The following is a 24,189-nucleotide window of genomic DNA, read 5'->3' on the forward strand; positions in this document are numbered from 1 at the left end:
TCAGATTTCCTCTAGAGGGGGCAAATATGTATCAAACCAATCCAAGAGCAGGCTGTTCACCTCATTGGCTGCCTCGTACTGCACCCAATGGCCAGAGCGGGGTATGACCACAGACTTGCTGTGCCCATGGCGCTGCATGAGCAAGGACGCAGCAACATGGGGACAAGCAGTAACGTTATGCTCACCCCAGGCCAACAGCAAAGGTCCGGCGTACCTGTCCAGCAGGTGCCGCAGCTCGGCGGAGCGCGAAATGCGCTTGCTGTGGAAGCGCGTCTGCAGACATGCCTGCGTATGGATCGCGAGCGCGGTGGCGTCGAGACTGCAAGGGTCGTGGAGCATGTGCATCATCAGGTTGTGACGCATGGCATCGTCAAACTCCAACCAGTCCCCTCGCTCGAAGGCAGGCTTCCAGTTGCACAGTTCACCTTTGGGCCGGCGCTCCCCGCCATGGCCAGCAGGCCCCAGGAGCGCCAGGCATGAAACGGCGGCGCGCTCGGCAGCCAGTCCCGCAGCGACCTGGCCACCAAACGAGAATCCAGCCAGACCTACCGGAGTGTCTGGCCCCACAAGCCGATCAAGAGATTCCCGGACCAAGGCCACCATTGATTCCAGCGTGCGGTCAGCGGGTGCGCTTGAATCGCCATAGCCGGGAAGATCGGGCATCCACACCGTGTAGCGCTTGGCAAGCGTCTCCATATTGCGCGCCCAGTGCAGCCAGTTACCGTGCCCGCCGTGCAGCAGCACTACAGGCGCTCCTTGCCCCCAGCGGCGCCAAGCCATTGGCTCCCCAGAATCGGCTAGAAGCACTTCGTGGCGGTCTGCCAGGCGCTCCAGCTCGTCCACCAGTGGCGCATTTTTTGGGGTGTATGAAAGGCCGGATCTCATCGCTCAATCCATCTTGATGGATTGCTCCTTGACGACCTTGCGCCACTTGGCGACTTCGGCACGCACAATGCGCGCTGTTTCCTCGGGAGGGTCGAGCGTCACGACCAAACCCTCCGCCTGGGCCCGCTGGCGGAATGCGTCTGTTTCTGAGGCGCGCTTGAGCGCTCCGTAGAGTTGGTTCACAACCGTCGCGGGTGTACCGGTTGCCGCGAAAATGCCATACCAGACATCCGCTTGGTATCCCGCAACGCCGGCCTCGGCAAAGGTGGGCACATCCGGCAGCAGTGGCGAACGCTTGCCGCTGGTCACGCCCAACGCTCTCAGTTTTCCACTGGCGATGAAAGGGGCGACGCTAGGCAAGGTGCCAAACCCCACATCGATCTGACCGGCCAAAAGGTCCGTCACCAGCGGGCTTGCGCCCCGGTAGGGCACGTGTATGACATACATGTGCGCCATGCTCTTGAGCAACTCGGCTGCCAAATGTGTAGAGGTACCGTTGCCAGCTGATCCATATGCCACCTTTCCTGGATTGGACTTTGCGTGTGCCAGGAACTCACGGGCCGACTTGAGCGGGCTATCGGCCCGAACAACCGCCACATTCGGTGCGCGCCCCAGCAGCATGATGGGCGCGAATGCGGAGTCTGGCGCATAGGGCAATTTCGCAAACAGGCTCGGCACGATCGCTATCGCGCTGGTGTTGAGTAACAGAGTGTGGCCATCGGGGGCACTTTTCGCAACAAAGTCGTTGCCGATCACAGTTCCGGCCCCCGCCTTGTTCTCTACCAGCACAGGTTGGCCGAACTCTCGGGAGAGCGCCTCACCGAGGGTGCGCGCCATGGCATCCGTGCCTCCTCCTGCCGGAAACGGGACGACCAGACGGATGGGCTTGTGGGGAAAGGTTTGTGCAATAGCGCCGGAAGTTGCCAAGGCCATCCACAGCATTCCCAGACCTGACATCCATTTGCGGACCATCCGATTCATCTTGTCTCCTTGTTCTTGTCTTGCGCGATGGAGGTTGTGCCCAAGAGCATCGTCTCAAGGCTGTCATAGCCTCCTGCGCGCTTCAGGCTCAGGGGAGGCTCACACCCTCTCCAAGATCAGCGCGATGCCCTGCCCCACTCCAATGCACATCGTGCAAAGCGCATACCGGCCACCCGTGTCGTGAAGCTGGTTGATGGCAGTGGTGGCCAACCGGGCGCCAGAAGCACCCAACGGATGCCCCAGAGCAATGGCGCCCCCGTTCGGATTAACGCGTGGGTCATCCTCTCTCAGGCCCAGGTCGCGCAGAACTGCCAGGCCCTGCGCAGCAAAGGCTTCGTTCAGTTCAATCACGTCGAGCTGTGCCAGGGTCAATCCAGCCAGCTCCAGGACCTTGCGCGTGGCTGGTGCGGGGCCCATGCCCATGATGCGTGGTGCCACACCGGCCGTGACCATGGCAACAACACGGGCGCGCGGTGTAAGCCCATGCCGTGCGGCTCCGCTCTCGTCGGCGAGCAGCAATGCGCAAGCCCCGTCATTCACGCCCGAGGCGTTGCCGGCGGTCACCGTGCCATCGGGCCGCACCACGCCCTTGAGACGGCTCAGCGCTTCCACGCTCGTCTCGCGCGGATGTTCGTCGCGTGTGACCACCAGCACGTCGCCTTTCTTTTGCGGCACCGTGACCGGTACGATCTCAGCGTCAAAGAAGCCGCGTTGCTGCGCAGCGACCGCCTTGCGCTGTGAGGCTAATGCCATACGGTCCTGGTCTTCGCGCGATATCTTGAAATCCCTTGCCACGTTCTCGGCCGTCTCGGGCATGCTGTCCACGCCGTGCAAGGCCCTCATCTTCGGGTTGACCAAGCGCCAGCCGATCGTGGTGTCCTCCATCTTCGCCGCGCGCGAGAACGCACTCTCGGCCTTGCCCATCACGAAGGGCGCACGGCTCATGCTTTCCACGCCCCCCGCCAACATCAGGCTGGCCTCCCCGGATTTGATGGCCCGTGCGGCGGTGCCCAGCGCATCCAGACCCGAGCCGCACAGGCGATTGACCGTGCTGCCGGGTAAGCCCACGGGCAGTCCCGCCAGCAGCGCAGACATGCGGGCTACGTTGCGGTTGTCTTCGCCGGCCTGGTTGGCGCAGCCGTAGACGATATCGGCCACAGCCTCCCAGTCCAGGTTCGGATGGCGTGCCATCAGGGCCTGGAGCGGCACAGCGCCCAGGTCGTCGGCGCGCACAGAAGACAAGCTGCCGCCGTAGCGCCCGAAGGGGGTGCGCACAGCGTCACAGATGAAGGCATGGCGGGTCATGGTGGCTCCAGGCTTAAAGGGCTTCGGAGGACGCACCCACGGTGCTGTCCAAGAACATGCGCAGCACGCGATTGAAGCGCTCGGGCTGCTCGATACAGGTCATGTGTGCCGCATCCGCAATCACGGCCAGCGTCGAGTTCGGTAGACGGCGATGCATCTCCAACGACGCCGCCAGCGGTGTGCCGATGTCGTGCTCGCCCACCATCACGAGCGCCGGGCAGCCGATGCGATGCAGGTCATCGGTGGTGTGCACGGACGCGATGGCAGCGCAGCACCCCGTCCAGCCTTCCACATGGGTTGACCCGATCACTTGTGCCACTGCCGCCACTGCGGCAGGCTGAGAGGCGCGAAAGTCTGCGGTGAACCAGCGACCAATCGCAGGTTGCACAAGCGGCCCCACGCCTTGTTCGCGCGCGACGCGGATGCGTTCGTCCCACACCGATTGGGGCGTGGCGCCATGCTGGCTGGTGGTATCCGCCAGGACCATCGCCTCAATGCGCTGCGGATACTTCAGCGCAAAGGTCTGCCCGATCATGCCGCCCATCGAGAAACCGATCCAGGTGGCGGCCTCAATGCCGAGGTGATCCATCAATTGCGCGGCGTCTCCAGCCAGTTCATCCAGCGAATACGGTGCCGCACCTGCGCCACTGCGCCCATGCCCGCGGGTGTCGTAGCGCAACACGCGGTAGCGCTCAGCCAATGCGGGCATCTGAAGGTCCCACATGGAAACGTCACAGCCGAGCGAATGGGACAGCACCAGCCAGGGGCCTTGCGTACCGTCGACGGTGTAATAAATGGCCGGTGCTCCGGCGATTTCGAGCATGCTCATGGCGTATAGGACCTATTGCGGCGTGATGTTGGCTGACTTGGCGATGCGTGCGTACTTCGTGACTTCCGCCTCAATCAGCTTCTGGAAATCTGCGGACGTGCTGGCCGCCACCGTGACGCCCATTGCTTCGAGCTGCTTTCTCACCTGCGGCAGGCGCAGGATCCCGGTGATGTCCTTGTTCAACTGTGCGACCACAGGGGCCGGAGTTTTTGCGGAGGCGAGCAGGCCATACCAGAAACTCCATTCGTAGCCTGGAACACCTGCTTCTGCCGCCGTTGGCAGGTCCGGCATCTCGGGAATTCGCTTGGAGCTGGTCACGGCAAGCGCTCGCACCTTGCCATCCTTGACCATGCCTGCTGCTGAAACATAGGGCGCAATGTGAAACTGCACGCGGCCTGCGATGGTTTCGGTCATGGCTTCCCCCACGCTCTTGTAGGGAATGTTCACGGCCTCGATGCCCGCTTGCTCGCAGAACAGTGCCGCAGCAAAGTGAGAACTACTGCCAACCCCCGCCGACGAATAGCTCAAAGCCCCTGGCCGCGCCTTGGCCTGCGCCACCATTTCGGCCAAGTTCTTGGCAGGCAAATCCTTGGGCACCACGATCAGGGCGGGGCCGTCGCCGATCAAAGTGACAGGGGCGAAGTCGCGCAGCGTGTCGTAGCCCGGGTTGCGGAACACCGCAGGTGCCGTGGCATGGGCAGGGGATACGCTGAGCAAGGTACTGCCGTCGGCTGGTGCCGCCAGGACAGCGCGGGCAGCCAGCGTGCCGCCCACGCCTGTCTTGTTTTCCACCATCGCGGGCAACTTCCAGCGCTCGGACATCGTGGCTGCGATCAGGCGCGCCGCCGCGTCGGGTACGCCGCCCGCGCCGAAGCCGACGAGGAAGCGGTAGCTGGACAGGGCTGGCGGTGGCAGCTCGGAGCCCGCCCCAACTTGTTGTGCCCAGGCTGGCACGGAAACGCAGGCTGCGCCAGCGGGTAGCCACGTCAGCAGTGAGCGTCGGGATGGATGATGAGGGTGTTGAACTGGCATCTGGATGTCTCCTTGGGTTGTGCTGCCTGGGGCAGTCTGGTGTCGTTGCGCGGTAGCTTGCCGCGTCAGCTTTCGGATGGGAGCAGGACGCGCGGGTCACCGATCCTTGAACCAGGACCATTGATCTCAGCGAGCCACGCAAAGTCAGCACTCAGCGCTACCTCACCCCGTTCGCGGGCCCAGAACACCACGCCGCCTTCCCAGCGTGGAAACCCGTAGCCATTGACCAGGGCCAGGTCCACATCCGTGGCATGCGCGGCCACGCCTTCAGCCAGCAGCAGAGCGGCCTCATTGGCGAGCGCTAGCAAGATGCGGCGCACAATCTCTTCATCAGCGATGGCACGCGGCGTGATGCCTTTGTCAGCGCGGGCCTGCTCGATCAGGACATGCACGGCTTCGTCCACCATGGGCTTGCCGCCTTCGGCATAGCGGTAGTAGCCTGCGCCGGTCTTGCGTCCCAGGCGGCCGGCTTCGCACAGCTGGTCGGCGATGTGCACGTAGCGCGCTGCCGGGTCGCGTGTTCCAGACTGAGCCTGCCGCATGCGCCAGGCAATGTCCAGGCCCGACAGATCGGCCACAGCGAAGGGGCCCATGGCAAAACCGAAGCGCTGCAGCGCATCATCCACTTGCTCAGGCCAAGCACCTTCCTCGATCAAGAACTCGCACTGGCGGCGGTAAGCTGCGTACAGCCGGTTGCCGACGAAGCCGAACGCGTTGCCCGTCAACAGTGGCAGTTTTCCAAGCTTCTTTGCCACTGCCAAACCTGTGGCCAGCGCATCGGGCGCAGTGGCCTCGCCGCGCACCACCTCCATCAAGCGCATGACATTGGCTGGGCTGAAGAAATGCAGACCGATCACGTCTTGCGGGCGCGATGTAGCGGCAGCGATGGCGTCCAGGTCCAGATAGGACGTGTTGCTTGCCAGCACAGCACCGGGACGGGCCAGGCCATCGATGCGCGCGAACACCTCGCGCTTGACATCCAGGTCATCGAACACAGCCTCGATCACCAGATCGGCCTCGGCGATGTCATTCCAATGCAGGCTGGTGTGCAAACGGTCCTGGCGCGACTGTGCGACATCGGGCGCCATCTTTCCGGCGCGCACGCGGGCGGCGTAGTGTTCGCGAATACGGGTGCCACCGCGGTCCAGCGCCGCTCCATCCTGTTCCAGCAGTCGCACGTCGTAGCCAGCGTCCAGCGCGGCGATCGCGATACCCGTTCCCATGGTGCCTGCGCCGATCACAGCGAGGGTCTGCACCGCGCGGGGTGCCGCACCCACCAGCTCCGGGTGCTTGGCACTTTCGCGCTCGGCAAAGAACTGGTGGCGCAGCGCCGACGCCTCGCGCGAGGTACGCAGCTGCTGGAAGGCCGCGCGTTCACCGGCCAGAGCGGTGTCGAAGTCTTGCAAGGCCGAGGCCCTGATGGACTCAATCGCCGCAACCACAGCCGGGCGGTTTTTGCCCGCCTTCAGCGCAGCCGCTGCTGCGTCGGCCACGGCCTGGGTTTCACTGGCAGGGACTGCGAGTTCACGCACCCTCTGCTTGCGCCCGGCCAGGTTCCGCGCATGCGCCACAGCTGCAGCGCACAGGTCCCCGGCCGCGATCTGATCTACAAGGCCAGCGGTAAGTGCTGCGGCGCTTTTCACGCGCTCGCCGCTGCAAACCATCGCTATCGCACGTGGCACACCCACCAGGCGTGGCAGCCGCTGTGTGCCCCCCGCTCCAGGGATGATCCCCAGCGTAACCTCAGGCAGTCCGACGACGGTCTCGGGTGCTGAGATGCGGGCATCACAGCCCAACGCCAGCTCGAAGCCGCCGCCCAGCGCTGCGCCGTGCAGCGCTGCGACGAAGGGCTTGGGGCAAGCCTCTATGGCTGCGATCACCGTGGGTAACTGCGGCTCTGCCAGCGGTTGACCAAATTCGCGGATGTCCGACCCCGCGATGAAGGTTGTGCCCGCACCGATCAGCACCGCGGCCACGATGCGCTCGTCGCGCACCACCTCATCGATGGCTTTCAAAAGTCCTGCACGCACTGCGGCAGAGCCTGCATTGATCGGTGGGTTGTCGATCCAAATGATGGCGACTTCGCCATCTCGCTCCAGGCGAACCTGGGCCGTTGAATGGGTAGCCATCAGGCAAGCACCACTACGCCGTCTGCCGCGCGAACGCCTTGGCCTTTGGGCAGCACGAACACCGGGTTGATTTCGGCCTCGACCAAGCGTTCGCCAAGCTGGGCCGCCATTTGCGAGAAGGCAACGATGGCGGTCACCAGTGCATCAACATCGGCCAGGGGGCGGCCACGGAAGCCGTCCAGCAGCGGCCAAGTCTTGAGCTCCTGCGCCATGGCCAGCGCATCGGCACGCGACAGCCCGCCGGTGGGAGGCAGCAGCCGCATGGTTGTGTCCTTGAACAGCTCGGCCGTAACGCCACCCATACCCAGCAGAATGGCTGTACCCAGTGCATCGCGGTGCATACCCAGAATCAGCTCGGTGCCACCACCGACCATCTCCTGCACGAGGAAGCGCTTGGGAAGCACGCCGACCTTGGCCTCGACCTCCGACGCCATCGCAGTGAGGCGCGCACCAATGGTCTCGGCCGACAGGTTCACAGCCACACCGCCCACGTCACTCTTGTGCGTGATCTCGGCCGAGAGAATCTTCAGCACCACGCGGCCACCCAGCTCGCGCGCTGCAGCTTCGGCCTCAGCAGGTGACGCAACGATGCGTTCACCCGCACAAGGCACGCCGAAGCGCGTGAACAGCTGCTTGGCCTGGTATTCATCCAGAGAGCCTGTCGGCAAACCGTCCACGGCCACCGCAGCGGCAGGCGCGCTGGACTCGACCTGAGGCTTCAACTCAGCCGCCTGGAACATGGCGCGCAGCGCCGCCGTGCAGCTTTCCGCAGCTGCGAATGCAGGCACGCCACGTTGCGTCAGCAGCGCACCCACTTCAGGCGCATGCGGGCTGACGTAGGCGATCACTGGCTTGTCAGAGTTAGGCAGACAGTCCTGGATCGCGCCAGCCAGCAGCTCAGGCATGGCCAAGCTGGAAGAGCCTACGATGATGGTCAGGGCGTCGTAGCTCGGGCTCTTGAGCAGCACATTGATGGCCCCACGCAGCAGGTCGGGCTTGAGGCCTGCCAGCGTCACGTCGATGGGGTTGCGGTCCAGCACGGCATGGTCGCCGGTCTGCAGTGCGCGCAAAGCCTCGGCGGTGGCTGCATCGGGCGCAGGCGTGTCGAAACCGGCCATGCCCAGATCGTCGGACACCAGCGTGCCGGCGCCACCGGTAGAGGTCAAGATGGCGACGCGTTTGCCATGCAGCTTGCGGCCGGTGGCCAGGGCCGCAGGGATGTCCAGCAGGTCACTGAAGGTTTGCGCGCGGATCACGCCGACTTGCTTGAACAGCGCGTCGTACATGCGGTCGGCACCAGCCAGCGCGCCGGTGTGCGAAACAGCCGCTTTCGCGCCAGCTTCAGAGCGGCCGATCTTGAACGCCACTACTGGCTTTCCAGCGCGCGCGGCTTTCAAGCAGGCGCTGCGGAACTTGGCGGGATCGCGCACGGTTTCTACATACAGCGCAATCACCTTGGTGGCCTCGTCATCGGCGAGGTGGTCGATGAAATCGGCCAGCTCCAGATCCACCTCATTGCTGGTGGAGATCAATTTGGACAAGCCGACGCCACGCGCTGCTGCGCGCGACAACAGTGCCCCCAGGATGCCACCACTCTGCGAGACGACGCCAATGCCGCCCACAGGGAAATGCTCCATCTCCAGCGCACCGGTAGCCGACAAGACGATGTTGTCGGTCAAGTTGACGAGGCCAATGGTGTTGGGGCCCAGGATGCGCATGCCACCAGCAGCCTCCATCAGTTGCTTCTGTCGGCGTGCGCCATCCTCACCGGTTTCGGTGTAGCCGCTGGCGAGGACAATAGCCGCCGCAGTGCCTCGGGCAGCAAGATCCCGCACAGCGAGGTGGGCGCGCTCAGCACCCAGCAAGACGATACCGACGTCAGGCACCGCAGGCAGCGAAGCGATGTCCGGATAGCACACCAGCTCCCCGATGCGATCCACTTTGGGATTGACCGGGTAGATGTCGCCCGCAAAGCCGTGCTTCAACAGGTAGGAAACAGGGCGGCCTGCGGTTTTTGCGGAATCGGCAGATGCGCCAATGATGGCCACGCTGCGTGGCTGAAGGAGGCGGGAGATGGCGTTCATGGGGATTACTCTTTGCTGGCAGTTGCCGAAGCCTTGGCAAGAAAGGCCATCACCGAATCGCGGTGCTCTGTGCTCGTGTAGCAGATGCCTTGGGCCTGGCTGCCTTGTGCGAACACCTGTTGCGCCGACATCTCGAAGGTCTGGTCCAGGATCGTCTTGCCCAGCGCGAGGGCGGTGGCCGAGCCTCTGCTGAGCTCAGCCGCCCAAGCCTGCGCGTCCGCCACCAGCGTTTCAGCCGAGGTCTTGCGGTCCACGATGCCCATGGTCAGTGCCTCGTTCACATCGACCTTGCGGCCCGTGAAGATCAGCTCCTTGGCCTTGGGAAGCCCGACACGGCGGGGCAGGAAGTACATGCCGCCCCCATCGGGAATGATGCCGCGATGGATGTACGACCAAGAGAAGTTGGCCCATTCATTGGCGATGATGAAGTCGCACGCCAGTGCTGTGTCGGCGCCCAGCCCAGACGCTGCTCCATTGACAGCTGCGATGGTCGGCTTGGGCATCGTGTGCAGCAAAGTCTGCGTGTAGTGCACGCGCTGCTGGCGGTGCCAGCCATTGAAGGCAACTTCCCCGGCAGGCGCCTTCATGCGGCGCTCCATGCCGGAGATGTCCCCCCCCGCGCAGAAGCCCTTGCCTTTGCCGGTGAGCACCAGAGCCCGGATCGATTTGTCCGCGCTGACATGCTCCAGCGCCGCGATGAACTCGGTGCGCATGTCATCGCTCATCGCATTGCGTTTTTCGGGGCGATTCAGCGTGAGCGTCGCAATGCCATGGGTGACGGTCAGTTCAATGAGCTCGGTGGTCATTTTCTGCTTTCGAAAGGTTTAGTCGTTGGTGATCTTGTTGTCCTTGACGACCTTGCGCCAGCGGGCTTCTTCGCCCTTGGCATAGGTGTCAAATTCCTGAGGCGATCCACCCTTGACGATGAGGCCCTCGGCTTCCAGCTTCTTGCGGAAAGCCTCTGTGTTGACGGCTTTCTTGGCTGCGCTGTTGAGCTTCTCGATCACATCTGCAGGTGTGCCAGCGGGCGCAAAGAGGCCGTACCAGCTGTCCGCCACATAGCCGGGGACTCCGCTCTCCGCGACGGTGGGCACTTGGGAGAGCACCTGCGAGTTGGATCGCGTAGCAGTTGTCACCGCCAGCGCATGCAGTTGGCCTTTGTCAATCATGGAACCCACGGCTGCGGCTGTGGCAAACATCACATCCACCTGGCCGCCCAGCAAGTCTGTGAGGGCTGGTCCCGCCCCGCGATAGGGGATGTGAATCAGGTTCGTGCCCGTAAGGTTCTTGAACAACTCACCGGCCAGATGGGCGGAAGTTCCTGCACCTTGCGACGCGAAGGACAGCTTCCCTGGGGACGCCTTGGCTGCGGCAATGATGTCCTTCACCGACTTATAGGGACTGTTGGCCCGTACGACCAGTACGTTGGGTGATACGCCTACCAACATCACCGGAGCAAAGGCTGTTTCGTGGCTGTAGGGCAGCTTCGGTTGGATGCTAGGGTTGACCACGTGCGCCACTGTCGCCATCACCATGGTGTATCCGTCCGGCGCACTCTTGGCTGCCGTGTCGGTTCCGATGATGGTTCCAGCGCCCGGCTTGTTGTCGATGATGACCGGCTGCCCCAGCTCTTGGCCCATGACCACGGTCATGGAGCGGGCCACCAAGTCCGTACCGCCACCGGGCGCAAATGGCACGATGATGCGAACAGGTTTCTCAGGGAAAGCCGCGTTGGCGGGGGCCGCGTGCAGGCCACCCAAGACGGCTGCAGCAGCAATGACGCATGCGATGCGCGAACGCGCAGAAAGCAGGTGTTTGTGCATTTCTTTGTCTCCATTTATTAGGGAATTGACTAACAGCAAGTGGTCTCAAGCAGCGGCATGATCGGCCGCCTCACTCACAGGGTTAGATTAAGAGAACGACCTCTTTGACGCACCCCCTTCATTCCACTGGTTGGAAATAAAATGGCTCTACAACATCCACCATGACGCCACCTGCTAGCACTTCTGCACGACGCAAGAACCATGAAGAACCCACACTGAATCGATCGCTGGAGCGGGGGGTGGATATCCTCAGGGCGTTTCGGCCGGGCGCTGACTTGCTGGGAAACGGCGAGCTGGCGGAGCGCACCGGACTGTCCAGAGCGACCGTCAGCAGACTGGCGCAGACTTTGGTGCAGTGCGGCCTTCTGGAGCATGACGGCGCACGTCGTGCATACCGACTTGCCGCCCCGGTGCTGAGCTTTGCTCACGCCATGCGCTCAGGCTCGCCCATCCTGCAGATCGCCGCTCCACTCATGCGCACCGCTGCGGAGAAGCTGCGCGTCAATGTGGGGTTGGCCGTGGCGGACCGCGAGGAGATGGTCTATCTGGAATCCATCCGGTACAACAGAAAGGTTTCACTGCGCAGCGTGGTGGCCGGCCAGCGGGTGCCCATTGAACTCACCTCCCTCGGGCGCGCGTACTTGTGTGCTATCTCCGAAGCACAGCGAAGGGAGCTGATGACCAAGCTTGGGCAGCAGCGCTTATCCGGCTGGAAAGCCATTCGCGAAGATATCCTCACTGCCGTGCAACTGTTCGGAAAAAATGGCTACTGCACCGCATCGTGGCAGCCGGAGGTGGTCGCCATTGCGACCCCTATCGTCACGCCGAGCGGCGCCATCTACGTGCTCAACATGAGCGTCACGACCCAGCAAAGCGCGCTGGAGATGGAGGCAGAACTGAGCGCCCCCCTCAAGGCCCTTGCCGAGAAGATCACAGAGGCCGTTCGGCGGCTGGATTGATGGCGTGATGCTCCAGGGAGCTATTGCGCTCCCTGCACATGCACGCGATCCGCGTGCATGTTGCTGGAGAGCCTGGATGCGGCAGCAGGCATTGGTTCGAGATTTCCACCCCTTGGAATGGGGTGGATGCCATCCCCTGTCCTGCTCCATAGACTCCCTCCGGCCAGCGTGGCAGTTCACAACACAACGATCTCTGGTTCGCAGCAAGTGCCCGCTGTAGAGCTTGGCCGCAGGACCTCACGCAGGGGATCGTTTGAACAATCCAAGGAGACTTCACATGGAATCATTGCCAAGGCTTGGCCTGACGGTCATCGCCGTATCTCTCACCACAGGCTCTGGCATCGCGCATGCCCAAAGCAGCGTTACCCTCTACGGCGTTGTGGATGCTGGCCTGCGCCATGCTCGTGGCCTGGAGAGCAACAACAGTGGCTCGGCGGGGTCTGCTACGGCACTGAACAGTGGCATCGACACGACCAGTCGCCTGGGGTTCAGGGGGAATGAAGACTTGGGTGGAGGACTCAAGGCAATTTTCAATCTGGAATCTGGCGTCAACGTGGACACCGGCGGCATGTCCAACGCGGCCAAGCAGTTTGACCGCGCCTCATGGGTGGGGCTGCAAGGCGGTTGGGGAAGCCTGACGCTGGGGCGCCAGACCACCCTGCTGGCAGATGCAGTCTCTGCCGTGGACCCATTGGGCAGTCGTTATGCAGGGTTCAATCCCAACATCGGGACAGCGGCACTTAGCGCACATCGGCTGGGGGGAGAGTACGGCCCAGCGGGTGCCACCACTGGCGCTTACCGCCTCGACAATTCCATCAAGTACGTGGGTCGATTCGGCGATTTCAGCGTGCGAGGCATGCATGCTTTGGGCGAGCAAGGTGCCAGCCAGTCGAAGCTTTCATCCTCAGGCCTGGGGGCCACCTACCAGGCGGGCAGCTACAACGCAGCGGTTGCTTACACGGAGTTCAAGAACGCCAATGGGCTCACGCTGAAAGGCTATGTCGGCGGTGTGGGTGCGAAGCTCGGCAACGGCAAGCTATCGATCACCTACGGCAGCCACAAAGCGCAGACTTCGGTCACCGCGACAACCCGCAACAACACTTTTGGAGTTGGCGGTGCGATGCCGTTGACTGGAAGCCTGGACTTGGTTGCCGCCTACTACCGCGTGGATCGCAGCCGCAGCGGCGCAGCGGATGACGGCTTCGGCCGTCTCATTGCTTTTCTGGAGTACAAGCTCTCCAGACGCACATTGGCCTACGCCGAGGTGGACCACACGAGTTGGAAAAACGGATATCAAGGCCCAGGACTCAAGAGCCACGGGACAGGCGTTTCGGTGGGTGTCAAACACGTTTTTTGACCGCTCGTGAATCTGCTGATATGGGGTGGGCATCAGCAGATCCCTGCGCGAATGGGGGTGTGTTCGAGCCTGCGCAAGGTGAGGCCATAGCCCTGCAACGGCGTTCCTTCAGGATGACCTGCAGCCCACCACAGGCCGTATTGTGGGTATGGAGGGCGTAGCCATGGGCAGCTTCTCCCGCGCATCCGAAAAAGTCTCGGCGCGAGCCGATCCACATTCCATTGCGCGATTCCTATTCTGGGTAATTAAAGTCGTAAACCCCTGCCCAGCATCCATGCGGCCTAGCGCCCTGCTCAGCCAAGTGGCTGTCAACCTAAAGTCGTAAACTCCTCCAAGAGCGCTGCAGCAATCACTCAAATGCGGTCCAAGAGCATCCGCTTGGAGGCAAATCCAAGTGAGGTGATGCCGAGAGAACTAGGGTCTGTTGAGAGTCAACGGGAGTTGATGACAGCAGCCGCAAGATGAATCACGGCCGAGAAGCTGGTGTCTGACCTTGCCCCTGTTTCGTGGAGTTCTTAACCCACGATTCACGCGGCCTTTTTACGCTGTGCCTCGTACCAGCGTTGTTCATACTGCATCGGACTGACGTAACCCAGCGTTGAATGCAGCCTGCGGTGATTGTAGAAGGCCATCCAGTCCATCACCGCCTGCCTTGCCTGCTCACGGGTGGCGAATTTTTGCCCATGCACGCTGGCCGTTTTCAGTCGCCCCCAGAAGCTCTCGGTCGGCGCGTTGTGGCAAAACCCCAAGTCCGCCCAACAGTTGCCCTTCCTGCTCATCGATGAACGCACGCCCCAGCCCTTGAGCGCATCCTGGAATTCTGCGCTGCAATACTGGCTGCCCCGGTCGCTGTGGAATATCACCCCAGTTGGTGGCCTACGGCGCCACCACGCCATGGCCAGCGCATCTTTGACCAGGCCCGCCTGCATGTGTGGCTGCAGGCTCCAACCCACCACCTGGCGGCTGAACAGGTCAATGACAGCGGCCAGGTACAGCCAGCCCTCATCGGTCTGGATGTAGGTAATGTCGCCACTCCAGAGCTGATTGGGAGCCTGAGGGTTAAAGCGCCGCTGCACCAAGTCGGGCGCCACCGGCAGGCTGTGGCGGCTGTCGGTGGTCACGACGAACTTGCGTTTCGTCCTGGCCTTGATGCAGTGCTGCTGCATGAGTTTGCGAACTCGGTCTTTGCCAACACGGATGCCACGGGCCAGCAGTTCCTTGTGCATGCGCGGCCAACCGTATTCACCCTTGACCTCGGCGTGGATGGCACGGATGTGCGCCAGCAGGGCTTCGTCGCTGTGACGTCGGCCAGGGCTGCGGCTTGCATGACCATCGTCTGGCTGGCGCTGCCAGTTGAAGTAGCCGCTGGCGCTGACCTCCAGCACCTCGCAGGACACGCTCACCGGATACAACTTTCTCATTTGGTCAATCCAGGCGTACCTCGCAGCGTGTCCTGCGCGAAGTACGCCGCGGCTTTTTTTGCAATGTCACGCTCCATGCGAAGCCGCGCGACCTCGGCGCGCAAACGGGCAATCTCCATATGCTCGGGCGAGACTTTGGCAACCTTGTCTGCGCTGCCAGCACAGTCCAGGTCTCCCTTGGCTGACAGCCGCACCCAATTGCCCAAGCTTGCCTTGGGTATGCCCAGTACCTTGGCCACCACTGCAATGGCCTGACCTGCCCGTACCTGCCGAACGGCTTCCAGCTTGAACTCTCGCGTGTACTGCGCACGCACCTGCTTTTCACTCATCTCTCAACTCCTTGTCGATATTTTCAACAAGGGCTAAGAACTCCACTTTTCAGGGGCAAGGTCATATCGCGTTTGGGCGATAGCGCGGCTCCTATATCCACGAGCTTCAGAGTATCTGGTCACAACGATGCCTAGGGAAGCTCTTCACGAATCGGTTCTGGTTATGTCACAGCGATGCCTGAACTAAAACAGCACTCGCTTTGAGTAATGAGGCGTGCGCAGCGCACCCAGCAGGCGTTTGGCGAGGGCCATTGCCCCTATATCGGAGGCTTTACGCCCCCTGCACGCGCACCTGCCCCATGCAGGCCGGCAACTTGTGCCTTGACATCCACAGATTGCCCAGCGCAAACAGCGTGACGATCTGCGCCGTGTTCTTCTTGAGCCCACGATAGCGCACCTTCACGTACCCAAACTGCTGCTTGAGCACCCTGAAGGGATGCTCCACCTTGGCCCGGATGCTGGCCTTGGTGCGCTCAAGTTGATCGATCAGCACATCCACAGGCTTGTCCTTGTCCAAAGCCCGGCGCAATCCTGGACGCATGGCCACATGACAGCGCACCGCAGCTTTGGCATCGGGCCGCTTGTCTACACCTTGATAGCCTGCATCGCCAAAGGCATCAGTTTCTTGTCCGTGCAGCAGACTGTTGGCTTCGATCACGTCGTTCACATTCCCACTGGTGCCTCGTACGCTGTGCACCAGGCCTGAATCCGCATCCACGCCAATGTGAGCCCTCATACCGAAGTACCACTCATTGCCCTTCTTGCTTTGATGCATCTCGGGGTCTCGTGCCTTGCCTTCATTCTTGGTGGACGTCGGCGCCGCAATCAGCGTGGCATCCACCACCGTGCCTGCTTTGAGTTGTAGCCCTTTGGCTTGCAGCAGTGCATTGACCGTAGCGAGGATCTGATCGGCCAGCTTGTGGCGCTCCAGCAGATGCCGAAAACGCAGGATGCTCGATTCACTGGGAATGTGTTCGTCCCAGTGAGACAGGCCGGCAAAGTCCCGAAAGGCTGGCACGTCGTGCAGCGCCTCTTCCATGGCTGGGTCGCTTAGCTTGAACCACTGCTGCATGAAATGGATACGCAGCAGGGTCTGCACTGCAAAGGGCTGCTGGCCCTGGCGTCCTATCTCTGGGGCGTAGGGCTCAATGAGCGAGACCAACTCGGCCCAGGGCACCACCAACTCCATGGCGTCCAGGAACTCGCGCTTGCGGGTGCGCTTGGTGGTATTGCTCAGGCCCAGGCTGCTTTGCTTCATGGCCTTATTGTCTCGGCTTCAAGCCTTGGTAAGCACATTACGCAGGGATTTGTGCAGAGGGTCCCTAGCACTCTGCGATTAGTCCTCTGAACCAAAGCTGGGCGGGATGCGAGCCATTGCGCCGATGCAAAATCAGGTCGAATGCGATTTCAGGCAATGCGATCAGAGGCTGAAAAAACGCCAACTGGCGACCAGCCGGCGCCGGGCATGCTCGTCCGCCCCGGTCAGGCTAGCCGCCTTGCGGCCACCGCTTCAGGAAGAGCGCGTCTTGCCGATAACCAGAAGGTTACGATGAAAAGCCTCCTCGCTCTGCTGCTGGCCAGCGCCTGCTTCCAGGCGCAGTCCGCCAACCTGCCTCCCTGCGACAAGGCAGTGCGTTTCACTGCGGCTTGGTTCGCCGACCCGGAAGTGGACAACGCCAAACCGGCCGCCGAACTGACGAAGATCGGCGCGGGCGCCGGCCGCCGCGGTACGCAACTCGGCCACGTCGTTGTCGAGACCAAGCTGGCGGTGATGCCGCAGACCAGTTGCCAGGGCGTCTTCGTGCGGCTGGATTACATCAAACCGGTGCTGCGCGTAGCCAGCGAGATCCCGCCGGGCAGCTGTGCCTATGCGCACGTGATGAAACACGAGCAGACGCATGTGCGCATTCACCGCGACATCGCGCGCCAGTTCCGCGAGCTGGACTATCCCTGGGCTTCGGGCAGCAGCAGCGCGGGCATCCTGCTCTACGCAAAACAGGAACTCGACCGCCTGATGCAAGCCCAGGTGCTGTTCGACAACCCCGAGGAATACGCCCGCAACTTCAGCGCGTGCGGTGGTGAGATCGCGCGGCTGGTGAAGCCCGCGGCGTCTACCAAGTCTGGGCAGACACCGCGTTGAGGCAACCGCCTTCCGCGAGGGCTGATTGGTCGCGCCTTGGACTGGACCAAAATGATGCCGACGGTCAGGCTTGCTGCCGCCGAGACCGGAGTGAGCCATCGCGCCGACCTTCGACTGCGCCCCTTGTTCCGCCCCCGAACCCAACAGGCGTGTGGGGATAGAGCCACTCGCGTGGATCGCGGGGTCGTCGGCACATGAGTCAAAAGTGGCTTACTTCTACATCGGCGCCAACAGCTCAGATACCGTAGTTGCACGGCCAAAAGGGATTCGTGCAGAGATTCTTTAGCAGCTTTTGGGGACTAAGGCCCTTCGCTCCATATGACGCTGCACCCAGGCAACCAGCGCATGCGCTTCCATAGGCATTGCGATGTGGTATCCCTGGCCTTCCTGGCAGTCCATTCCGACGAGTGCATTCCAGACAGTCGCATCCTCAATTCCTTCCGCCAATACGCTGAGCCCCAGCTTTCGCCCCAATTGAGCCACCATCTCGGCGATTCGGGCGCTGCGAGGCTCACTCAACTGACGAACAAAGGAACGATCAATCTTGATGCGATCCAGAGGCAGCCGCTCAAGATAGCTCAGCGACGAGTATCCGGTCCCGAAGTCATCGATTGCAATGGATATGCCCTGCGCTCGTAGGGCTGAGAGGGTTTGCTCCAAGAATTGAGTCGGAAGCGCAGCGACTGATTCAGTGATCTCCAGCTCCATGTGTAGGCCCTGCAACCCGTTGGTCGCCAGCGCTGCGCAGACAAGGTCAAAGAATCCAGGGTCCTGCAACTGCACCGTGGAAACATTCACGGCCATTCTCTGTGGGGCGGTACCTGCGTTCAGAAGCTCGCGCATCGTTGAACAGGCTGTGTTGAGAACCCACTCGCCCAATCCCACGATGAGGCCAGAATGTTCGGCAACGGGGATGAACTGATCTGGAGGGACAAAACTCCCGTCGCCCTTACGCCATCGCAGCAGAGCCTCGAGCCCGACCAGAGTATGGCCGCAGAGGTTCAGTTGGGGCTGATAGACAAGGAACAGTTGCTTGTTCTCAATGGCTTCTCTCAGTTCAGATCGCAGCAATGCTCGAGCTCGTGCTTCCGTGCCCATCAGATCTGCGTACTGGAGTTCTTGACCTCGGTAGTCTCGCTTGGCACGTTTGAGGGCAATGGTGGCATCCTTGACCAAGTCAGCTCCTGCTCGTGGCTCCTCTGGCAAAAGCACATACCCACAGGTGAGCGAGACCTTGTGCGGCACGCCATCAATGTTCAGTGGGTGCCGGATGCACTCCAGCAACTGTCTAGGCTGTACGTGTCGTACAGATCCGAGGACGCCGAAGGTATCCGCCCCGAGACGGGCCAGCAGCACACTAGGAGGCAAAGACGCTTCGAGGCAGCGGGCGACCTTTTCCAGAAGCCGGTCACCGAACCGGTGACCCATCACGTCGTTCGTAGCGCTGAAGTCGTCGATGTCGACCAATGCCAGAATGTGGCCGTTCGTTCCATGCCGTGCGCACTCGTTGACCTCGTGGACAAAGTGCGCGCGATTGGGAAGGTTGACCAATGGGTCGTGGTATGCACTCTCATGCAAACGACTAAGGAGACCTCGGTTGTGCAGGAGGGTTCCGAAATTGGCGCGCAGCACGTCCAGTACCTGCCGGTCAAGTCCGTGGTGGTCCCTGGGCACGTGGATGAACACGACGAGGTCTTGTTCATCCTTGTGCCCGATGTGCAGCGCCAGCCCCCCGTCCTTGCCGTAGATGTTGCTTTTGCTTTCCGCCGACTTGAGAAGCAGGTCCAGTTCCGGTCCTGGCGTCACCAGATCGAGCGGGAGATCCACAAACTCGGAAAATTTTCCGGATGCCGCCATCACGTAGTAGTCACGCTGGCTTTCCCCACGCTGCGCGCAGACCATGCCTTCTCGTTCTACCTTCAGCAGCGCGGAGATTTGGGTCAGCACTGCCGAAGCGAACTCGCAATCGCCCTTTGTTTCGAGAAGAGATGCGCTTGATCGCACGATAAGTTCGAGGCTTGATCGGCTGGCATCTACAGCGCAGAGCTGTTTGTAAGACCGAATTGCTGTCACGACCATGGCCAGAAGCCGATCTCTAGTGAGTTCCGCCTTGGTCCGGTAGTCGTTGATGTCGTACCTGAGCAGTGTTTCCAAATCAGGGACCTGCCCCGGTTGACCCGTTCGAAGGACGATGCGGGTGTTTCTCAGGCCCGCGGAATGGCGGATGAAGTCGACCAGGTCGAGTTCCGAGCTGGCCTGCTCCGCCCCCACGTCGAGTATGACCATGGCGAGGTCATGTGCACGCAGCAGCAGCAACCGTGCTTCGTCGTCCGAGAACGCATGCGTGAACGCCAAGGGTCGTCCAAACAGCGTTTGGCCCTCAAGCGCACTCAGAGTTGCAGTGTGAACGTCGGGATCACCGTCTACGACGAGTATTCGCCAGCTTGTTCTGCTGTTGGGCTCGTCTTGTCGTGCTGCGTCAAGAGTGGTCAACCCTGCATCAGTCCAGCGCCCCTCAGTCTCAGACAACATGCTCGGCAGACGGCAAGGTGTTGGTCGCGAGACGGACCTGGTTTCGGCCCCCTCGCTTGGCGACGTAGAGCGCTTCATCAGCAAGGCCGTACGCGCTGTCGAAGTCACTGCCGGCGGGCCCCCAGCACACCCCAAAGCTGGCAGTGACGCTACTCCCATCAGGCAGATCGAATGCGTAGGCTTCGATAGCGTGGCGCAAATCCTGCGCTACGCGCTCGGATGCCGCTCCACCATGACGCGGAAGCACGACGGTGAACTCTTCGCCCCCAACACGCCCGATGTGAGCGGTCGTAGGAACGACAGTCTGAAGGCAAGCCACTATGCCCTGGATGACCCGGTCACCCATCGGATGCCCGAAGCTGTCGTTGATTCGCTTGAAATGATCGATGTCTAGAACGATCAACGCGAGATCTTCCCGGCCGAAGTGTTGATTGACCAATTCAATGACAGCCGCCCGGTTGAGGACGCCGGTGAGCGGATCGTGATTGGCGCGGTGTTCCAGCTCGGCGGCCAAGTCCTGAAGCCGCGTGTTCATCTGGTTCATTTCCAGCTCGGCCCGGTCGCTGCGCCGCACAAGCCTACGCGTTTCCCGAAGGAGTCGCTCATAGGCAAGAATCAAATCGCCAAGCGCTTGCCCACATGCTTCTTGCGCGGAGCTTGGGCAGGCCGCGTGTGCAGCCCTCGCCGCCAATAGCGTTTGATTCTCTGCGTCGAAAATGTCGGGAGGGTGCCCCGAAGGAGCGCCCAGCATTCAAGCGGCTCCGACCGAATGGTTGACGAACTCGATGACCGGAAAATCTTCACTCAGTTCCTGGCCAAACTCGAGAATGGTGTCATCTTCTTCGTCGTGATACCAATTGAGCACGACGCGGTTTCCTGCCGCGGCGGCGTTGTCCAGCGCTTCAATGAGGTTGAACAGCATTTTCGTGCTGGAGCTATTGAAGTAAGCCAATGCGATGTTCACTTCTAACGTGATTTCGCTTTGTGTAGCCAGAAACTCTCTTAGCTTCGCGATGATGTCCCCATAGAAGGCTGCTGCGTTTTCTGGATATGACTCGCCCCGCAGGCTGAGGATGCGCGTGTCAAACTTGAAGTCCACCTCGGGCGAACTGGGCGTCGGTGCGATATAGAGGTTGTCCATCGGTAGTCTCGATTCGTCGGCTCTCAATGCTTAGATTGCCGCCTTCAGATAGAAGACGGGGGAATCGCCAGACTCATTGTTGGCGTCGAAATCAAACTCAAGAGGCTCCCGAGCGTCCCGCGCGACGGTCAGGAACCCCAATCCCGCACCCTTGCTCCCATCCGGCGTGTCCTCACGCAGCGTCTGGCGGTAGGCCAGCTTGATCTCTTCGAGCGTCATGCTGCGCAGCGCAGTCAGCTTCACGCGAAGCTCCTCGGCCATCAGAGGTTCAATGGGATTCGCACAGAGCAGGGAAAAGCTACCGTCGAGTTCGCGGCGAATGCAAACCGATCCATGGCGCAGTTCGCCATCGTTTTGACTGGTAGGGGTAAGCGAGTCCGCTGAGTAGTGAATGATGTTCTGCGCCATCTCGACAAACGACGAGAAAAGCTTACGTCGGGTTGGTGCGGCGACCCCGGCAACTTCCAGTTGGAGCTTCACCGCATCGGCCATCGCGGCCACGATGTGCTGTGAGAAGTACCCGACGTAATAGAAGATAACCTGGTGCTCGCGCGCCAGGCTGAAGAACGAGCCGTACTTGTCGGCAATTTTGTGGGACGTCATATCTGTCTATGTGCGGAAGCAGAAGAAGGTGAGGTCATCGCGCCGGTGGTGCTCGCCCTGCCAAATGCGGAGCGATTCCAGCAACGCCGCGTTGAGCTCTGAAGGTGTCTTTTCTTTATGCTCGAGCAATAGCTCCCGAACGCGCCGCTTGCCGAAAGCAATGCCGCGAGGCCCGCCGATCTGGTCAACCAGCCCATCGGTACTAACGAACACCACACTCCCCGGGGGAAGAATTGCTTCCTGGTTCTGCCATTCGTAGTCGAAGTCGCTGTCCACATAGCCCACTCCCTTGCGTTGAGCATCGAGCATTTCAACGGCATCGGCTTCATGGCGGAGCACGAACATTGAAAGTCGTGCCCCCGCAAAGATCAGCCGGCCGTTCGCAGGCTCGAACCAGAAGCAGGCAGCATCCATGCCGTCATCAGAACCGGGCGTCCCATCCTGGCCGTTCATCTGGCCCAGCATCTGCTTGATGCTTCGATTGACATGGCCCAGCAATCTCGCGGGGTCCCGAGGACCGTTTTGCTCAATAGCTTGGTTCAGGCTGGTTGACGCAATCAAAGTCATGAATGCGCCAGGAACCCCATGCCCTGTGCAATCGGCCACCGTGGCGAACCAACCGTCTGAATCTGTGCTGAACTGGTAGAAGTCGCCTCCGACGATGTCCCGCGGCTGCCAAACCAGGTTGGCATCTGGACAGGCCCGTGCCAGGGCATCCAGGGAGCTGCGCAGAGTGGACTGCTGAATCACACTCGCATACTCAATGCTGTGCATGATCTGGCGGTTTCGAGAGGCCTGCATATCTGCCACGACCCGCATAAGCTGCAAACCGTTGCCGATGCCCGCGAAAGCACCGTCGCGCGTGATGATGAAGCCGTCGGACAGGGCCTTCTCTCCGTACTCCACCGTTTTGAACGTCAGCGCATCGATGTCCAGGGCCTCGTCGACGATCAACGGCTCCTTGTCCATGAACGCGATACAGCTCTTTCTACCGTACAGTTCTTGCCGGAACTGCTTGCTCATCTGTGACAAGAAGATACTGCGATTGATAAGGCCGATCGGCTGATTGCCTTCCACGACGGGGAGGCTCACGAGGTCGCGGTGGCGGTTGAATACCTCCATCACTTTGTCGTTTGTCTGATCAGTGGTCATGCACGGCACTTCGATGCACAGATCGGCCGCGCTGGGCTGGCGGAATCGGGGCCGGAAATCGCGCAGGTATTCGGTGGTTTCGGGCATGAGGCGTGGCAAAAAGCCGGAGGGCGTTGTGTCTAAATGTTACGACTGCCATATTGCGGTTTCGTGACGCAGTCGTTGTTTAGCGAGCGTTCTGAAATAAATTTCACCGGAATGGTCTCAGGCTAAGCATCAGAGTGCGCCAGGAGTGATCTGCGCGACCTTGCGCACATGTGAATACGTTGGTGCCCGGTCCGCAGTGGCTTGGATGGTTTACCGAATGATCCGATGACCTAGGCTGCCGAGTGATTCGGGCGCTTCGCACTTTCGGGATGTCTGCCGCGCGGACTTGGGCACCGAACGAAGTACCGTCAATTGCTGTGCCGCGAGATGGCAGACAAGGATTCCAAGGCTTGGTCCAGCGTGGGCTGGTTGGCGGCGAGGCGCGAGGGCATCCGTCAAGGCTACAAAGAAGGCGCGGGCCAAGATGCTGCGTGATCACACGTTGCGCTCGACTGCTTACGGACACCTCGGATCGAGCTCAGTTGTGGTGTCGCTGAACATCAACCTCCCAGGTCACATAACGACTCTGACAACCGCTGCATAGTGGCTCGCCGTTCCACCCAGTACAAACAAGTGCCAAACTCCATGGGCATGGCGATAGCCGGCGCGATTGACGTAGAAGATCGTGCCAGCTGTGTAGAGGGCTGCCCCGGTGAGCAACCACTGTAGCCCTCTCGCGTCGATCTGGGCGAGCAGCGGTACGGCCGCAACCACCATGACCCACCCCATTCCAATGTAGAGTACCAGGGGCGGTTTTGGGGAGTCGACACCAAGTTCGCGCGCTATTCCCAGCAGGGCAATGCTCCACACTGCCACCAGGCGGTCCCAGTCCCAGGCACCCTGCACCGCAACCAATGCAAAGGGCGTGTAGCTGCCAGCAATGAGCAAGTAGATAGCGCAGTGGTCAGCACGTTGCCACCACAACTTCGCTTGCCCATGCGAGCCATGGAAGAAGGTGGACGCGGCATACAGTGCAACGCAGGACAGCGCAAAAACCAGCCCCCCAACGATCTTTCCCAGGTTGCCAGTGGGCAGGCTGGCCGTGAGCATGAGTGGAACGCCTAAAACAGCCAATGCAAACCCAAACAAGTGGGTGCAGGTGTTGAAGCGTTCGCCTAGGCGCATTCGGATGAAGTGCTTGATTGGCTCCAGTGAATCAGTTGGGCGTGACGTGGGTATGAAGAAAAGGGGAAGCTCTTCATCTTGCCCAACTGGTAGCGACGATGCTTCTCCATATCGGGTATCGGCATCCAGCACTTCTTCACTACAGCTCAGCCCGGTCAGTTGCTCGATCTCCTCGACGGTCGAGAGAAACTCGGACAGCGGTTGGCTTTGGCCGGCAGAGCAGTCCACTAGGCTGCGGAGGATTGCAGTGGGAGGCGGGCTGGGAGATGCTCTGA

Annotated in this window: 20 protein-coding genes; 3 read left to right on the forward strand and 17 right to left on the reverse strand. The window is 61.2% G+C overall.

What is annotated here, in order from left to right:
- From C8C94_RS14280 to C8C94_RS14320, 9 genes are all read right to left on the reverse strand, one after another.
- Entirely contained in the window at positions 1–744 is a 744-nt protein-coding gene (locus C8C94_RS14280) for an alpha/beta fold hydrolase (RefSeq protein ID WP_233573472.1), read from the reverse strand.
- A 144-nt stretch (positions 745–888) separates the two neighbouring features.
- Positions 889–1,866: a tripartite tricarboxylate transporter substrate binding protein gene (locus C8C94_RS14285; RefSeq protein WP_233573473.1), complete on the reverse strand. Its 978-nt coding sequence runs from the start codon at positions 1,864–1,866 to the stop codon at positions 889–891.
- 99 nt (positions 1,867–1,965) lie between these two features.
- Entirely contained in the window at positions 1,966–3,171 is a 1,206-nt protein-coding gene (pcaF, locus tag C8C94_RS14290; RefSeq protein WP_121421180.1) for a 3-oxoadipyl-CoA thiolase, read from the reverse strand.
- 13 nt (positions 3,172–3,184) lie between these two features.
- Positions 3,185–4,000: a 3-oxoadipate enol-lactonase gene (gene pcaD / locus C8C94_RS14295; RefSeq protein WP_121421181.1), complete on the reverse strand. Its 816-nt coding sequence runs from the start codon at positions 3,998–4,000 to the stop codon at positions 3,185–3,187.
- A 12-nt stretch (positions 4,001–4,012) separates the two neighbouring features.
- Entirely contained in the window at positions 4,013–5,032 is a 1,020-nt protein-coding gene (locus C8C94_RS14300; RefSeq protein ID WP_121421182.1) for a tripartite tricarboxylate transporter substrate binding protein, read from the reverse strand.
- Positions 5,033–5,097: 65 nt separating this feature from the next.
- A complete protein-coding gene (locus C8C94_RS14305; protein WP_121421183.1) occupies positions 5,098–7,161 on the reverse strand; it encodes a 3-hydroxyacyl-CoA dehydrogenase NAD-binding domain-containing protein in 2,064 nt (687 codons plus the stop codon).
- The gene (locus C8C94_RS14310) at positions 7,161–9,245 is read right to left on the reverse strand and encodes an acetate--CoA ligase family protein (RefSeq protein WP_121421184.1); all 2,085 of its coding nucleotides are present in this window, start codon (positions 9,243–9,245) and stop codon (positions 7,161–7,163) included. The genes C8C94_RS14305 and C8C94_RS14310 overlap by 1 nt, the downstream gene beginning before the upstream one ends.
- Positions 9,246–9,250: 5 nt before the next feature.
- Positions 9,251–10,051 carry an enoyl-CoA hydratase/isomerase family protein gene (locus C8C94_RS14315; RefSeq protein ID WP_121421185.1) on the reverse strand — a complete coding sequence of 267 codons (801 nt, stop codon included), beginning with the start codon at positions 10,049–10,051 and terminating at the stop codon, positions 9,251–9,253.
- An 18-nt stretch (positions 10,052–10,069) separates the two neighbouring features.
- Positions 10,070–11,068, reverse strand: coding sequence for a tripartite tricarboxylate transporter substrate binding protein (locus C8C94_RS14320; RefSeq protein WP_121421186.1), 999 nt, complete (start codon positions 11,066–11,068; stop codon positions 10,070–10,072).
- 161 nt (positions 11,069–11,229) lie between these two features.
- On the opposite strand from C8C94_RS14320, the gene C8C94_RS14325 reads away from it, so the two are divergent.
- On the forward strand, positions 11,230–12,027 hold the full coding sequence (locus C8C94_RS14325) for an IclR family transcriptional regulator (protein WP_121421187.1): 798 nt from the start codon (positions 11,230–11,232) through the stop codon (positions 12,025–12,027).
- A gap of 277 nt (positions 12,028–12,304) precedes the next feature.
- Positions 12,305–13,384, forward strand: a complete 1,080-nt coding sequence (locus C8C94_RS14330; protein WP_121421188.1) for a porin — start codon at positions 12,305–12,307, stop codon at positions 13,382–13,384.
- Between the two features lie 527 nt (positions 13,385–13,911).
- Here the strand turns inward: C8C94_RS14330 and C8C94_RS14335 are convergent.
- Positions 13,912–15,134 (reverse strand): IS3 family transposase gene (locus C8C94_RS14335; protein ID WP_121421189.1). Its coding sequence is split into 2 segments (ribosomal slippage): positions 13,912–14,867 and positions 14,867–15,134, totalling 1,224 coding nucleotides; the frame shifts between segments, so codons are not numbered across the junction.
- A 271-nt stretch (positions 15,135–15,405) separates the two neighbouring features.
- Positions 15,406–16,392 carry an IS5 family transposase gene (locus tag C8C94_RS14340; protein WP_121421190.1) on the reverse strand — a complete coding sequence of 329 codons (987 nt, stop codon included), beginning with the start codon at positions 16,390–16,392 and terminating at the stop codon, positions 15,406–15,408.
- 291 nt (positions 16,393–16,683) lie between these two features.
- Between C8C94_RS14340 and C8C94_RS14345 the strand changes: the two genes are divergently transcribed.
- Positions 16,684–17,274, forward strand: a complete 591-nt coding sequence (locus C8C94_RS14345) for a hypothetical protein (protein WP_121421191.1) — start codon at positions 16,684–16,686, stop codon at positions 17,272–17,274.
- A gap of 282 nt (positions 17,275–17,556) precedes the next feature.
- On the opposite strand, the gene C8C94_RS14350 is transcribed toward C8C94_RS14345, so the two are convergent.
- The 6 genes from C8C94_RS14350 to C8C94_RS14375 all read right to left on the reverse strand — a co-directional run bounded on the left by C8C94_RS14350 (position 17,557) and on the right by C8C94_RS14375 (position 24,142).
- Positions 17,557–19,806, reverse strand: coding sequence for a bifunctional diguanylate cyclase/phosphodiesterase (locus tag C8C94_RS14350; RefSeq protein WP_121421192.1), 2,250 nt, complete (start codon positions 19,804–19,806; stop codon positions 17,557–17,559).
- Positions 19,796–20,557: a GGDEF domain-containing protein gene (locus tag C8C94_RS14355; protein ID WP_121421193.1), complete on the reverse strand. Its 762-nt coding sequence runs from the start codon at positions 20,555–20,557 to the stop codon at positions 19,796–19,798. The genes C8C94_RS14350 and C8C94_RS14355 overlap by 11 nt, the downstream gene beginning before the upstream one ends.
- Complete coding sequence (locus C8C94_RS14360; RefSeq protein ID WP_121421194.1) at positions 20,558–20,947, reverse strand: DUF1987 domain-containing protein; 390 nt, start codon at positions 20,945–20,947, stop codon at positions 20,558–20,560.
- Positions 20,948–20,977: 30 nt separating this feature from the next.
- Entirely contained in the window at positions 20,978–21,550 is a 573-nt protein-coding gene (locus C8C94_RS14365) for a SiaB family protein kinase (protein ID WP_121421195.1), read from the reverse strand.
- A 6-nt stretch (positions 21,551–21,556) separates the two neighbouring features.
- Positions 21,557–22,789, reverse strand: a complete 1,233-nt coding sequence (locus C8C94_RS14370; protein WP_121421196.1) for a SpoIIE family protein phosphatase — start codon at positions 22,787–22,789, stop codon at positions 21,557–21,559.
- A 513-nt stretch (positions 22,790–23,302) separates the two neighbouring features.
- Positions 23,303–24,142, reverse strand: a complete 840-nt coding sequence (locus C8C94_RS14375) for a hemolysin III family protein (RefSeq protein ID WP_233573475.1) — start codon at positions 24,140–24,142, stop codon at positions 23,303–23,305.
- Positions 24,143–24,189: the final 47 nt, after the last annotated feature.

It is taken from the genome of Acidovorax sp. 94 (assembly GCF_003634645.1).
GTDB lineage: Bacteria > Pseudomonadota > Gammaproteobacteria > Burkholderiales > Burkholderiaceae_C > Acidovorax > Acidovorax facilis.